13 protein-coding genes, 1 tRNA gene and 1 pseudogene are annotated in these 14,080 nt (G+C 55.5%); 12 read left to right on the forward strand and 3 right to left on the reverse strand.

Translation table 11 applies throughout. The annotated features are described in order from the left end of the window. Positions 1-54 precede the first annotated feature (54 nt). Positions 55-129 (reverse strand) — tRNA-Glu (locus BLQ24_RS02815). 196 nt (positions 130-325) lie between these two features. Between BLQ24_RS02815 and thrC the strand changes: the two genes are divergently transcribed. Next, entirely contained in the window at positions 326-1,798 is a 1,473-nt protein-coding gene (gene thrC, locus BLQ24_RS02820; protein WP_090162461.1) for a threonine synthase, read from the forward strand. Between the two features lie 110 nt (positions 1,799-1,908). Further along, complete coding sequence (locus BLQ24_RS02825; protein WP_143004229.1) at positions 1,909-2,787, forward strand: PrsW family glutamic-type intramembrane protease; 879 nt, start codon at positions 1,909-1,911, stop codon at positions 2,785-2,787. Positions 2,788-3,094: 307 nt separating this feature from the next. Here BLQ24_RS02825 and BLQ24_RS02830 read toward each other — a convergent pair whose 3' ends face one another. Continuing rightward, positions 3,095-3,562: a hypothetical protein gene (locus tag BLQ24_RS02830; protein WP_143004230.1), complete on the reverse strand. Its 468-nt coding sequence runs from the start codon at positions 3,560-3,562 to the stop codon at positions 3,095-3,097. 143 nt (positions 3,563-3,705) lie between these two features. On the opposite strand from BLQ24_RS02830, the gene BLQ24_RS02835 reads away from it, so the two are divergent. Next, positions 3,706-4,470: an HpcH/HpaI aldolase family protein gene (locus tag BLQ24_RS02835; protein WP_090162467.1), complete on the forward strand. Its 765-nt coding sequence runs from the start codon at positions 3,706-3,708 to the stop codon at positions 4,468-4,470. Between the two features lie 103 nt (positions 4,471-4,573). On the opposite strand, the pseudogene BLQ24_RS10300 reads toward BLQ24_RS02835, so the two are convergent. After that, a pseudogene (locus BLQ24_RS10300) lies at positions 4,574-4,714 on the reverse strand (diaminopropionate ammonia-lyase); the annotation flags it as partial. A 437-nt stretch (positions 4,715-5,151) separates the two neighbouring features. Between BLQ24_RS10300 and BLQ24_RS02845 the strand changes: the two are divergent. From BLQ24_RS02845 to BLQ24_RS02885, 9 genes are all read left to right on the forward strand, one after another. After that, positions 5,152-6,093, forward strand: a complete 942-nt coding sequence (locus BLQ24_RS02845) for a nucleoside hydrolase (protein WP_090162469.1) — start codon at positions 5,152-5,154, stop codon at positions 6,091-6,093. A gap of 149 nt (positions 6,094-6,242) precedes the next feature. Next, on the forward strand, positions 6,243-7,220 hold the full coding sequence (bioB, locus tag BLQ24_RS02850) for a biotin synthase BioB (RefSeq protein WP_173558662.1): 978 nt from the start codon (positions 6,243-6,245) through the stop codon (positions 7,218-7,220). Between the two features lie 25 nt (positions 7,221-7,245). Beyond that, entirely contained in the window at positions 7,246-7,803 is a 558-nt protein-coding gene (locus BLQ24_RS02855) for a biotin transporter BioY (RefSeq protein WP_090162474.1), read from the forward strand. A 124-nt stretch (positions 7,804-7,927) separates the two neighbouring features. After that, positions 7,928-9,223: a hypothetical protein gene (locus BLQ24_RS02860; RefSeq protein ID WP_143004231.1), complete on the forward strand. Its 1,296-nt coding sequence runs from the start codon at positions 7,928-7,930 to the stop codon at positions 9,221-9,223. Positions 9,224-9,438: 215 nt separating this feature from the next. Next, entirely contained in the window at positions 9,439-10,062 is a 624-nt protein-coding gene (locus BLQ24_RS02865) for a hypothetical protein (protein ID WP_090162478.1), read from the forward strand. A gap of 10 nt (positions 10,063-10,072) precedes the next feature. Continuing rightward, complete coding sequence (locus tag BLQ24_RS02870) at positions 10,073-10,489, forward strand: hypothetical protein (protein ID WP_143004232.1); 417 nt, start codon at positions 10,073-10,075, stop codon at positions 10,487-10,489. Positions 10,490-10,498: 9 nt separating this feature from the next. Further along, positions 10,499-11,080 carry a PulJ/GspJ family protein gene (locus tag BLQ24_RS02875; protein ID WP_090162482.1) on the forward strand — a complete coding sequence of 194 codons (582 nt, stop codon included), beginning with the start codon at positions 10,499-10,501 and terminating at the stop codon, positions 11,078-11,080. Between the two features lie 111 nt (positions 11,081-11,191). After that, positions 11,192-12,868 (forward strand): GspE/PulE family protein, encoded by a 1,677-nt coding sequence (locus BLQ24_RS02880; RefSeq protein WP_090162484.1) that lies wholly within the window; start codon positions 11,192-11,194, stop codon positions 12,866-12,868. 38 nt (positions 12,869-12,906) lie between these two features. Continuing rightward, the gene (locus BLQ24_RS02885) at positions 12,907-13,980 is read left to right on the forward strand and encodes a type IV pilus twitching motility protein PilT (RefSeq protein WP_090162486.1); all 1,074 of its coding nucleotides are present in this window, start codon (positions 12,907-12,909) and stop codon (positions 13,978-13,980) included. The last annotated feature ends 100 nt before the right edge of the window (positions 13,981-14,080 follow it).

Below are 14,080 nucleotides of genomic sequence, written 5' to 3' on the forward strand. Positions count from 1 at the left end.
AAACAGAAACCCCGCAAAGCACTGAATTTCAATGCCTTGCGGGGTTTCAAACGTTGGTACCGCCACCGGGACTCGAACCCGAGATTCAGCCGTGAGAGGGCTGCGTCTTAACCACTTGACCATGGCGGCGAAATGAATATCTCTCACTTTCTGTCGGCCCTTGCGAACTGACAATGACTATAATACATGAACTGGGAGCGGGTGTCAAGAAGGAAATGAAATTATTTTTTGGCGGGGATATGGCTTGCAGAATCCGATGAAATGTTGGATACTGTAACATAAACAGGTATGAAATTTGTAGTGACAGAACAAGGGGAGTGTTTTGATGAAGTTCAGAAGTACCAGAGGATATGAGCGGGAGATGACCGGTGCGGAAGCGGTCATTCAGGGGATCGCTCCGGACAGGGGACTTTTTGTCCCAACGGAAATCCCTGAAATGCCCTTCGACATAGCAGAGATGCAGGGGAAGTCGTATCAGGAAGTTGCAAAGGCGATTATCGGTTTGTTCTTCGATGACTATACAGAGGAAGAGATGCAGTGCTGCATCGACGGGGCCTATGACGGAAAGTTCGAGGCGGAAGAGATCGTTCCGGTTGTGAAGGCGGGAGATGCCTGGTTCCTGGAGCTGTATCACGGGAAGACGGCGGCGTTCAAGGATATGGCGCTGTCGATTCTTCCATATCTGCTGACGACAGCCATGAAGAAGCAGCAGGAGGACAAGAAAATCTGCATTCTCACCGCCACCAGCGGTGACACCGGGAAGGCCGCTCTGGAGGGGTTCGCAGATGTGGAGGGGACGGAAATTATTGTGTTTTTCCCGAACCACGGCGTCAGTCAGATTCAGCAGAAGCAGATGACATCCCAGGAAGGTTCGAATGTGCATGTTTTTGCCATTGAAGGAAATTTCGACGATGCACAGACGGGTGTGAAGAATATCTTCCAGGATGAATCCGTTCATGAAGCGCTGCTGAAGGAGGGTGTGAAGCTGAGCTCCGCCAATTCCATTAACATTGGACGCCTGGTGCCGCAGATCGCCTACTATGTATATTCGTACATCAAACTGCTGGAGCAGGGGGCTCTGAAATGCGGGGATCCGGTGAATGTGGTGGTGCCGACGGGGAACTTCGGAAATATTCTGGCTGCCTACTATGCCAAGCGCATGGGGCTGCCGGTGAAGAAACTGATCTGTGCCTCCAACCGGAACAACGTACTGACGGATTTCCTCCGAACCGGCGTCTATGACACGAACCGGGCGTTCTATCAGACGAATTCTCCATCCATGGATATCCTGGTTTCCAGCAATCTGGAGCGTCTGCTTTATCATCTGAGCGGGGAGGATGCCGGTGAAATCCGGCGGCTGATGGCGGATCTGGACGAGAAGGGACGTTATGAAGTGCCGGATTCGATCCGGGCAGGACTGTCCGCATTTAGTGCCGGTTTCGCCGGTGTGGAGGAAACCGATCAGACCATCGGTGCAATGTACCGGGAGAATCATTATTTGTTTGACACCCACACGGCAGTGGCATACAAGGTCTATGAAGACTATCGCCGGTCCACCGGTGATGAAACGCCGACACTGATCGCCTCCACGGCCAGTGCTTATAAGTTTGCATCCAGTGTTGCAGAATCGCTGGGCGTTCCGGAGACAGACGGGTTCCGGGCCATCGATGCGGTTCATGAGTATACCGGTGTGCCGGTGCCCCGGGCGATGTCCGGTCTGGAGGAGAAGCCGGTGCTCCATGATCAGGTGATTGACCGGACGGAAATGAAGGAAGCGGTGCTTCGAGCGCTGTCCTGAAATTGCTCAGGGACAAAGGGAAGGGGACTCCGGTCCTCTTCCTGATCGCCCGGGAATCCATAGAGGATCGGGGGGGACCCCTTTTCTGCAAGTTCGGAGGTGTTATTTCTTTGAAAAATGAAATCGAAAAGAATACGGATATTGACGGATACGGCAATCGGATCGCGGTCGGTTCTTCCGCCCTGCACAGGCGCAGGGTGGCGGGACTGACCGCGTTGATTCTTCTCTTCGCCTTAGGCCTGCTGAATGAGCCGGAAGATTTTCTGGGGCCGAAACATACATCCTGGGTCCGGTACATGGAAGTCTACAGTTCCTTCCTGCTGCTTCTGGTCTACATCGTGCCGTTTTTCCTGTTCATGCGGTGGTTCTGCAAAAAATACACAGTCAGCGGTCTTGAACTTCTGCTGGCAGGATTCTGCGGCGCCTTCATAGCCTCTCCCTATGCAGGGGACTTGAATGACGATTTTACCCGCATTATGACCCGCCTTCTGGGACATTATTACTCTGATGCGTGGATGGGATCTTTCGAGGTGGGGATCGTAGAAGAACTTCTGAAACTTGGTACGACAGCACTGGTTCTGTACGTGCTGGGGAGGAAAACTTTGAAAAGTTTTCTGGGCATCGGGATGTGTGTCGGCATGGGATTTCAGATCGATGAGGATATTTCCGATATCACCGAAAGCGGCTTCCGGCACGTGAATGAAATCATTCTGATCGCTGTGGACAGGATCCAGGTTGCGCTGGGGTCCCACTGGTGCTACGCCGCAGTCACTGCTGCAGGTTTGTATTTCATGGCCACAGCCATGGGAGACAGGAAGAGACGGCGGAAGGGGCTCGGCCTCATCATTCTGATCATGGCGGATCACTTCGTGTACGATACGCCGATCGGCGATGTAAACCTGTTCAATGCCCTCCTGACCGCTGCCGTACTGGTGCCGCTGGTGCTGATCTTACGAAGCTCTGAAATGTCTCCGGAGGAAAGGATATAGAGTATGGGACGGAAAAACGTTTTTGAGATGAACCTTCCGAGAATCTGCTGAATGCCCTGCTTGGAAATTTATTACAATAAGTATGCCGCAGGAGATCAACGTTCCGGCGTCACTGAATGAAAGGACAGTGGCCTTGACCGGGGATATCGGAGAAGACATCTGAAGCTGACGGATGCGGGAGCTATACTGCAGCGCAGAACCGAAGAAGACACAGAAAACGCCGCCGGCTGAGATACAGTTGGCAAGAGACAGAAGAAAAGATTATCTACGCAGGAAGGAGGATTCCAAATGATACTTCTTGCTCCGGTCAGTCAGAGAGATCCGGCCCCGAGAGCAGGGCATCCTCCAGCTTTCGGCGGATCCGGAGATGTGTTCCGGCACAGCCCATGGCGAAGCAGCTGCCCCGCAGGACCTTTGGGCCGAAAAACAGAACGATGCCACTCGATTCACCAACATGGAAGGAAGCAGGTGAAGCAGTCAGCTGCAGAATCGGTTCTATCTGCAGAGTCCGTGTCCGGCGGATCCCGGCTTTAGAAAGAGGATTTCCCTGGGCGTCTACGGCCTGGTAGCCGAAGCCTGCGGCAGGGGAGTCACCATCATTCGGGAGATAGAGTGCGGCCTGACCGTCCGTGGTAACAACTTCATTCGCCTGGACTTCTGCGCCCCGGAACGAGAAACAGTCCAGCATCTGTTTTATTTCCCAGTCCGGGACAGGACCGAGCCAGGCCCGGACAGCAGGGAGCTTCATCAATTCTTCTGCGTTGATACGTTTCATTGTTTTCCTCATCTGCTTGCTGTTTCCTTCTTCACAGCGGACATCACAATCCTGCTTTCATGTGAATGTGCAAAACAATTGTTTTACTTATCATTAAGCGTAGTATATATTGAAGTTAACGAAATAACAAGGAGAGTGAGCGGATGAATCATACAACGATTGGAACCTTTTTTGAACTGGGTGGCCGGGGAGCAATGGAAGCACTGACCCGGACAGGGCTGGACTATGTCGTCATTGACACAGAACATGGGTGCTTTTCTGAGGAGAGTACGGCGGATTTAATCCTCGCAGCCGAACGCGGCGGGCTGCTGCCTTATGTACGCATCGGAGATATGCGCAGGCCTTATGTGCTGCGAATGCTGGACATTGGTGCAAGGGGATTGATCGTTCCCAATATCCGTTCTGTGGAACAAGTCGAGGAATTGATAAGCTATGCGAAATTTCCTCCCCTGGGAAATCGGGGATATTGTCCAAACCGCACCAGTGGATGGGGTTTCGATGACTGGGCGGCAGATGCCGGAAACTATATGGCGGAATGCAACCGTCGCTGTAAGGTGATCCCGCAATGTGAGACAAAGGAGGCATTGGAGCAGATCGAACAAATTGCGGGGCTTCCCGGTGTAGATGGGATCTTTGTCGGTCCCTGTGATTTGTCCATCGACCTGGGGATTTCTCTACAATTCGACAATCCGGAACTTGTAAAAGCGATTGAAAGAATTCTCGCTGCCTGTAAACAGAATGGCAAAGAATCCTATATCTTTGCCGGGAATATGGACGATGCGGTGAAGTGGTCGCAGCTGGGCTTCGGCAGCATTGCTTACAGTCTGGATGCCAGTGTTTTCATCAGCACATGGAGGTCTCTCGTAGAAGATTACCATGAAAAATGTGAGAACGAGATAAGACTGTGAAGAAATGCGGATTGGCTGATTAAAGGACGTGATCGACCGTTTATTTGTTCCAGCTTGGGTGAAGCCCATCCCACACAATCCGGCGATAATTTTCCTGATCGGTATCTCCACAGCAGAGGCCGGTCATGATGGAATTCATGTCACCTTTCACATAATGAAGTTTTCCGTCATCCGCCTTCGCAGTGCGGTAGATGCAATCGGCTTTATCAGGTTCCACAATGGTGATGATGGGACGTTCTTCATTCTGATATACAACGGTTATTCCTCCTGTCCCGCAGATACGGACTCTGCGAGAACGATTGCTTTTCCTTCCACTGCTTCGGCCATTTTGGCAGTCTGCGGGTTGTAATCGATGACAAAAGTCTTATACATGGCAGTTCTCCTCCTTGCTCAAAAGATAACAGGCCGGCAAAACGTCCTCTACCTGTAGTGGGAAAATTTTAAGTCAATTTTTTGTAAAAGGGTATGCAACTGCTTCTTTACAATGAGGATAATCAATCCTGCAAACTGGATCATGTCCAGGCTGGTGACGACGCACCCCGTACGGGGCGAGAGTGTTGAAATCGTCTGGGTGAAATGTGACAATAGAATAATAATGTCAGGGGTTTGCCGCAGGGTGCGGGCATCTCAACGACGTTTTTCGTCGGAAAGTTTTCAGGAATATCTAAACAGGAGTATGGAATGAAGAAAATATTGGTGGATTGTGATCTGACCTTTGGTGTGCCGCAGCACCCCATGGATGACGGGCTGGCGATTCTCTACCTTCTGGGGGAGCCGGATGTGGAGATCGTGGGGATTACCTGCACATTCGGCAATGCGGATATCGGCACCACGTTTGAAGCCACGAAGAAGATGATGCGGGACATCGGGCGTTCTGATATTCCGGTTTTTGGCGGCGCCATGCCCACCGGACTGGATTATCGCCGCAGCGGACAGCGGTATGAAGTGATGGAAATAGAGGCGTCGGACGGGGAAGGGAACCGCTCCAGGATCTCCGATGCGGCGCTTTTCATGGCGGAAGAGGCAAGGCGGCTGGACGGGGAACTGCTGATTCTGGCCCTGGGCGCTCAGACGAACCTGGCCGGTGCATGGGAATCCGATCATGATTTTTTCGATCATCTGGCGGGGGTGACCTGTATGGGATGCATCACAGAACCGCTGATTCTGAACGGAACGGTTCTCGGAGAGCTGAATTTCTCGGTGGATCCGGAGGCGGGGTATACGGTGTTGACCAAGGGCCGCAATGTTACCCTTCTCACCGGCAATCATTGTCTTCCTTCTTATACGAAGCATGAGACTTACGAGAGCAGGCTGCTGGGAAGCGGCCGGCCAGTGGGGAAGTATATCTACGACAGAACCTCGGACTGGTTCCGGGAGAAGGTCCTGCGTTTCGGTCTGGACGGCTTCTACAACTGGGATGAGGCGGCGGCAGCCCGGATCTGCGGAAAGCCGTATTTTTCGGATCAGAAGCTGTGCTTCACGCCTTCTGTGGAGGATCTCCGGCGGGGATTTATCGGCGGCACCTCTTCCGGGAATGAAGTGTGCATCAATACGCCGGTCATCACAGATCCGGAGGGGCTGGAGGATTCCTATTTCCAAAATTGGCTGTGTCTGGATATGTAGTTTCTGTCTGCGTTCGTTTCGGCGGGCGCAGGCGGTTTTATTTTTTGTCCCCATCGTCACCCTGATTCAGGCATTATAGGTTGACGAATCCGACAGGCGTGTTACAATAAAGAGGTTGACGATTGAGTTACGAGGAGGGTGACAATATGATCATGGAATTGGCCCGGGAGATCACGGCGGGGCGCCGGCTCACTTCCCGGGAAGAGTGCGAACCGCTGCTTTCTGAGGAACTGGGAGCATTAAACGAGGCGGCGGACTATATCCGGCGGGAGATGACCGGGGACAAGGTTGATCTCTGCTGTATCATCAACGGACGGAGCGGGCGCTGTTCGGAGGATTGTAAGTTTTGCGCCCAGGCGTCCTGCAATCACACAGGAGTTTCGGAGTATCCGTTTCTGGATACGGAGACGATTCTCCGGGATTGCGGGAAATATGCGGCGCTGGGAGTGGACCGGTATTCTATCGTGACGGCCGGCCGTTCCCTCAGCGGCGGGGATCTGGATCATGCGGCAGAGGCATACCGGGCGCTCCACGAACGCTATCCCGACATGAAGCTCTGCGGGTCCCACGGTCTGGAGTCGGATGAAGCGTTCCGGCGCATGAAGGAGGCGGGGGTGGATACCGTCCACTGCAATGTGGAAACGTCCCGGCACTACTTCCCGCAGATCTGCTCGACCCATACTTATGAGGACAAAGTCAGGTCGATCCGGCGGGCGAAGGCCGCCGGGCTGCATGTCTGCTGCGGCGGCATCATCGGCATGGGGGAGAGCTGGGCGGACCGGATCGATATGGCGCTGGAAATTGCGGAGCTGGATCCCCAGTCGATTCCGCTGAATGTGCTGATTCCGATTCCGGGGACGCCGTTCGAAGATCTGGAGGGAATGAAAAATGAGGATGTCCTCCGGACCGTTTCTATTTTCCGGTTCGTGAATCCGGAGAAACAGATCCGGATTGCGGCGGGCCGGTTCCGGTTCGAGGACGGCGGTGCAGCGCTGTTCCGGGCAGGAGCCAGTGCCACCATAACGGGGGATATGCTGACCACCGTCGGGAATAATACCCGGGAGGACAGGGCGATGTTCCGGGAGATGGGATTCCGCCTGAAGCCGGCGTCCGGTGAAGAATTCTGAGGGATATGAAGCAGGAGGTAATGAAATGAATACAGGAAGCACTTCGAAAGTGAGAGAAATGACCATCACGGCGCTCATGGCTGCTGTGATCTGTGTGCTTGGGCCGATTTCCGTCCCGATCGGGCCAGTGCCGATCTCCCTGACGAATCTGGCGATCTATTTCGTACTGTATGCGGTGGGAACGAAGCGGGGGCTGAGTGCATTCCTGATCTACCTGCTGCTGGGACTGGCCGGTCTGCCGGTGTTCTCCGGTTTCACCGGGGGGCCGCAGAAACTGTTCGGACCGACCGGCGGCTACATTATCGGTTTTCTGGGAATGACGCTGGTGGCGGGATTGTTCATTGACCGTTTCACGGAGAAGCGGATTCGCTGCATCCTGGGAATGTTCCTGGCCACGTTGATTCCGTATGTGTTGGGAACGCTCTGGCTGGCCGTCTCTGCCCATATGACGTTCAAAGCGGCGCTGGCCGCAGGTGTTCTGCCTTTCGTGTGGGAAGATGTTCTGAAGATGGCTGCCGCCGCCGCTCTCGGTCCGGTGATCCGGAACCGGCTCCGGCGGGCGGGGCTCTGCTGCTACGAATAGCCGGCGGGATATTTTCCGCAGGAAGAGCAGCCCTTCGATTCCACTCGCGAAGGCTGACCCGATGTGCTACAATAATACGGATAGAGATGCGTAAACATTTGGTCGGTTGGTATCGGGTGAAGGTATGAGAAGAACGATTTACAGAAAAGTCCACGAGTTGTACGGAGAAGAGCTGCCGCCGGAGATTCGTCACCGGGTGGAGGGGGAACTTCGCATGATGGATGCCTTCGGGCTGGAGGAAGATTTCCGGTTCGTGGGGGATCTCACGAAGTATCTCCGCCGCAGCGGGATTCCCTATGTGATGGGAGGAGAGACGTCCAACTCGTTTCTATTGTGGCTGCTGGAGGTCACTTCGGCGAATCCGCTTCCGGCCCACTACTACTGTCCGGCGTGTGGAAAACTGGAATTTGTGGAGGAACCTTCGGACGGATTCGACCTTCGTCCGAAGGTGTGCGGGACCTGTCAGGTGGAGATGATCCGGGACGGTCATGATCTGAAACCGGAAATATTCTGGGGAACGACCACCGATATTGCCCGGAATGTGGTGACGCCCCAGATTTTCATGCGGGTTCCGGACGGTGCGATGAGCCGGGTCCGTCATTTCCTGGAGGCTGATCCGGTATTCGGGGAGAAGGAACGGAAGACCGGTCCCCGGGGGCTGGGGTTCTACTGCGGCTGTCTGCATGTATTGACGAATCTGGCACTTCCGGAACAGGATGACCACTGGTATGATCCCATTTCGGCGGACAGTGTCCGGGAATTCACGCTTCGCCACTACCTGTCCATCCTGCGGATGGATCCGGACACGAAGGCTGTGCCCCGCTCTTTCCGGGGCGTTCTGAAAATGTTCGGGCTGACACGGGGGAGCTGGTCCAAGATCAATAACCAGCGTACGGATGAAGCCGACGGAGGAAGCGGGGATGCGGTATACAGTCTGAACGACTTCGGTTACTCCATCGATATCGTTCCGGCGTTCTACGACGACGTCTTCAAATTGCTGCTGGAGATCGGCGTGGAGCGGGACAGCGCTTTTCTGGAAGCGAACCGGGTTCATTTCGGACGGGGGCTTTCGGACTACATTACGGATCAGTTCTACGAGAACAACGCACTGCCGTGGTGTAATTTCGCCATCCGCCTGACCAGCAGGGGCCATGCGGTGGAGTATCTGATCATGCAGTGCCGGCTGCACCGGTATGATCCTCCGCAGCATGAGCCGGAGCCGCTGCTGGCAGAGGAAGCCTTCGAAGACATTCCGCTGCAGATGCGTTACGCTGATCCGTTCAGAAACCGTTCCACCATTGCTGTGTGGAATGCGTATCTGAATGAGCCGCTGGCATTTGCCTTCCCCCGCAATCAGGCGCCGGTGGTTTTCGTAACCCGGCCTGCCGGTGCGGAGCAGAAGGATGAAAGAACTGAATAGAGGACGGGGCGCGGCACGAATGAGGTGACATCATGATTCGTGGCTGCGCCCCTCTTTTTTTGTGGGAGAAGGGGCTGCATCCGGCCCTGTCTGGGCGGTGCGGCCGTTGACAAAAAACGGCGCAGTAGTATAATTTACTCTGTACAATTGCAAGTTGTTTGGACATTAGTATAATTACGGGAACCGGCGGATTCCCGCATGTTCGGAGGCGCAGCGTGGGGCGGAGGGTGACCCGAAAACTGAAGAGCGAAAGCGGCGTGACACTGGTTCTGGCGTTGGTTTTTTTTCTGATCTGTGCCGTGATCGGTTCTGTTGTAATCGCAGCCGCCACCTCGGCCTCCGGAAGAATGGCGGGACTGGTGGAACAGCAGCAATCCTATTATACGGTCTCTTCGGCAGCGGAGTACTTCCGGGATGTGACGGAGAGCCGGACGGTGACGCTGCGCCAGACCGGAGAGGAGAAGGACGGTATGCTGGAGCCGAAGTTCGGGGATCCGACGCTGGAGCTGTCTTCAGAAGAAGAGAAGAGCCGGGTGATTACCGCTGCGGTGGAAGGACTTCTTCAGTCACACGGCAGTTCGTATCAGCGGAATCTGACCGTTCATGTGGACGGCAGTTCCTTCCGGGATGTTCGAGTCCGTTTTTCCATGGACCCGGACTATACAATCCGGGCGGTGTTTACGCTGAAGAATGAGAAATATCCTTCCCGGATGACCTGGAGCGCCCGGGCCGTGGTGAACAGTTCCGATTCTTATGGAGAAGAAACAGGGAAGGACGGGAAATCCGTCGTTCGTACCACCACGATCCGCTGGGAGAAGGGCGTCATCACGAAAGGCTGACGGATATAGTATGAAAGAACGAAGGAAGAAACAATCTTTTTCATTGATGCCGGAACTTCTGAAGAGCACGAGAGGCGAATCCATTGCGGAGGTTCTGGTGGCGGTGCTGATCGCTGCTCTGGCCATGCTGCTGGCGGCAACGCTGATTGTAAACAGCACCGGGATGGTGAAACGCAGCACTGCCCATATGTCGAAGGCCTACGATGGGATTTCCCAGATGGAGCAGGGCAGTGCTTCCGGAACGGGGATAGCATCGGACATTACCATCCGGGATGAAGAGGGAGGACAAGTGCTGGAATCCGGAAAGGTCCGGGTGATTCGGTCCGGAGACCTTTCCCGCTATACAGCGCCGGAGGCAGATAACGCCGGAGCGGACGGAAGCGGCAGCCAGGCAGGAAACGCATCCGGCGGGAACGGAAACCGGTAGGAGGCGGCCATGGGCAGAAGTAGAAATCGAAAAACGGCCGGCTTCACATTGGCGGAAACGCTGGTGGCGGTACTGATTATTTCCCTGGTTACGGTGATTGTGGCCGGCGGCATTACGGTGCTCCGGGATACCTATCAGAAAATCACATTGAAGGCGAATGCGGAGACAGCGGTTTCCACCACCCTGACAGCGGTGGGAGACACCCTGCGGTTCGCCCGTCCTGTTTCCGGCGACGGGGAAATGCAAGGCGGAGAGAATCCGTTCTTTCAGGACAGCGCCAGCGGAATGAAAGCAAGATTCGTGGATACGGAGCCGTCCGGCGGGGACGACGGCAACATCGCCATGCAGTACGGCAGTCCGAAGGACGGCCAGAAGATCCCGGTGATTTCCAGTCAGGCAGTGACAGATCAGTTTCATACGAAAATTGCTTATACATATGATGCGAGTACGAAGTGTTACCGGGTGACAGTCACTGCCGTGAATCAGAGCGATGCCGGCGGGAAGAGGGCCGGCGCAGCTGCTGCGGAGCATACGGTGTACTTCCGCTGTCTGAACGGGAGTGATTCTTCCGGCAGCAGTGAGAACGGTTAGTGCCGCAGCGGGCGCAGGGCCGGCGGACGAACGGCAGAGAGATTGATTTTTTGTCCGCAGACAGAACAGTCGCAGGAACGAGAGAGCGGCAGAGGCCGCAGGAGTTGCATGATGAAGAACAAGAGACTCGGGGAGATGCTGGTTTCCATGGGCCAGCTGACGGAGGAACAACTGAAGGAAGCGCTGGATCTGCAGAAGAAGCAAAAAGGCCGGTTCGGCGAGATCCTGATTGACAACGGATTTATCACGGAGGAGCAGCTGATCGAGACGCTGCGGATCCAGCTGGGTATTGATTTCGTGGATCTGACGAAGACGGAGATTGACCCGGCGATGTCCAAGTATGTTCCGAAGGCGATGGCGAAGGAGTACCTCATTATTCCGGTCAGGGTGTCCAATGACAACCTCTTTCTGGCCATGGAGGATCCGCTGAACTTTCTGGCCCAGGAGGAGGCAGCCCACACATCGAAGAAGAAGATTGTGCCGATGATCGCTTCCCGGTCCGCCATCGAGCATGCCATCAGCACATTGTACGGCAACGAGGGCGCTGTGGAGGCCATGGCCCAGATGCGGGCGGAGGCCGGTTTCCGGGAAGAGGAAGTGACGCCGGCAGAGGAGAACAGTGAATCGAATGCGCCGACAATCCGCCTGGTGAACTCGATCATCGAACGGGCGCACAACGAAAACGCTTCGGATATTCACTTCGAACCGACAGATCAGGAAATGGTCATACGCATGAGAATTGACGGCAGGCTGCACAAGGTTCTGACGATCCCGAAGGAACTCCGGGATTCTGTCATCTCCCGCATCAAGATCATGGGCCGGATGGACACGGTGGAGAGAAGGATCCCGCAGGACGGGAGAGCCTCTGTGAAGCTGAACGGGGATACGGTGGATATGCGGCTTTCGACGCTGCCGACGATGCACGGGGAGAAGGCAGTAATCCGGATTCTGGGAGGCCAGGCAGCCATGCTGGACCGGAAGGCGATCGGCATTCCGGAATCGGAGAACCGGAAGCTGGACCGGCTGACCTCGCTCACCAGCGGCGTCATTCTGATCGTGGGTCCGACGGGCAGCGGCAAGTCCTCCACCATGTACACCCTGGTCAACGAACTGCTCAGTGAGGAGACGAATCTGATCACCCTGGAAGATCCTGTGGAATACAACATCCGGGGCGCCTCCCAGGTGCAGATCAACGAAAAGGTGGGACTGACTTTTGCCAGCGGACTGAGAGCGATTCTGCGGCAGGACCCGGATATCGTCTGTGTCGGCGAAATCCGGGACGGAGAAACGGCGGAAATTGCCATGCGGGCGGCCATGACCGGCCATCTGGTCATCACGACGATTCACACAGAGGATGCGATTTCGGCCATCGACCGGCTGAAGGATATGGGTGTGGAGCCGTACATGATCGCATCGGCGGTCCGGGGCATCATCTCCCAGCGTCTGGTACGGAAGATCTGCCGGAACTGCCGGACGGAGTACACACCGGAGCCGGGAGAACTGGAATCAGCCAGACTGAAGCCGTATCCGGGAAGGAAATTCTACATCGGGAAAGGCTGTGAGTACTGCTTCCATACCGGTTACCGGGGACGCATCGGTGTGTTCGAGATCCTGATGATGAATGACGAGCTCCGGCGGCTGATTGTCAGCGGCGGTACGAAGCAGGCATTCCGGGAAGCATCGGCGAAGACGGATTTCGTGCCGATGATCCAGAATGCGGACCGGTTGGTGCAGTCCGGCATTACTTCCATCAGTGAAGTCATCCGGATGATCAGTAATCTGGAGTGATTCCGGTACGGGGAAAGCCCTGAGGAAAGCGCAGCAAAATGAATGTAGAAATGTTGATTGCGAAGGCCGCTTCGGAGGGGGCATCGGATGTCCACCTGATTGCGGGCCTTTCGCCGAAATATCGAAAAAACGGTGTTCTCCTGGACCTGGAAGAGTACATTCTGACTCCGGAGGACTGCGAGGAAGCGGCCCGTCAGCTGGCCGGAGAAGCTTATGAACAGATGCGGCAGATCGGGGAGCTGGACATGGCAGGAACCATTGCCGGAGAGCGGATCCGTATCAATCTCTTCCGCCAGCAGGGCCATGTGTCCCTGGCGCTCAGAATCCTGAGTTCCCGGATCCCGGAGCTCACCGGTCTGGGGCTGCCTCCGGCGGTTATGGATTTCCCGAAATATCCCCGGGGAATCATTCTGGTAACCGGAGAGACGGGAAGCGGAAAATCCACCACCCTGGCGGCCATTCTGAATGAGATCAACCACACCCGCCGGGAGCACATCATCACGCTGGAAGATCCGGTGGAGTACATCTATCACCCGGACAAGTGCATTATCAACCAGCGGGAAATCGGCACGGATACAGAAAGCTATGCGTCCGGCCTCCGGGCGATCCTCCGGGAGGACCCGGATATCATCCTCATCGGGGAAATGCGGGATCTGACCACCATCGAGACGGCCCTGACCGCTGCGGAGACGGGACATCTGGTTTTCGCCACGCTCCACACCAATTCTGCTGTGGACTCTGTGGACCGGATGGTCAGCGTGTTTCCAGAGGACCGGCAGGCCCAGATCCGCATGCAGCTTTCCACCACACTCCGGGCGGTGGTGGCCCAGCAGCTTCTGCCCAAGGCCGACGGCAGCGGCCGGGCACTGGCCTGTGAAGTGATGATGGTGACGCCGGCGATCTGCAATCTGATCCGGGAAGGAAAGACGCCGCAGATGCGGAATTCTCTCCTGTCCTCAGCTGCTTCCGGCAGTGTTTCTATGGATAACGCACTGCTGGAGCTGGTGTCGGAGAGACAGATCACCCCGGAGACTGCGCTGGAGGCAGCCCAGGATGAGCAGTTCCTCCGGAAGCGCATGGGTTTCCCGGCAGGGGGAGGACAAAGAATATAGGGCAGGCGGCCGCAGAAGCCGGAAGGTCCTGGGTGATCTGCCGGGAAAAACGGCAGTCACCGGAATATGAAGTGAAAAGAAACCGCACAGGAAGGGAGAC

The organism is Eubacterium pyruvativorans (assembly GCF_900102225.1).
GTDB classification, from domain to species: Bacteria; Bacillota; Clostridia; order Peptostreptococcales; family Anaerovoracaceae; genus Aminicella; species Aminicella pyruvativorans.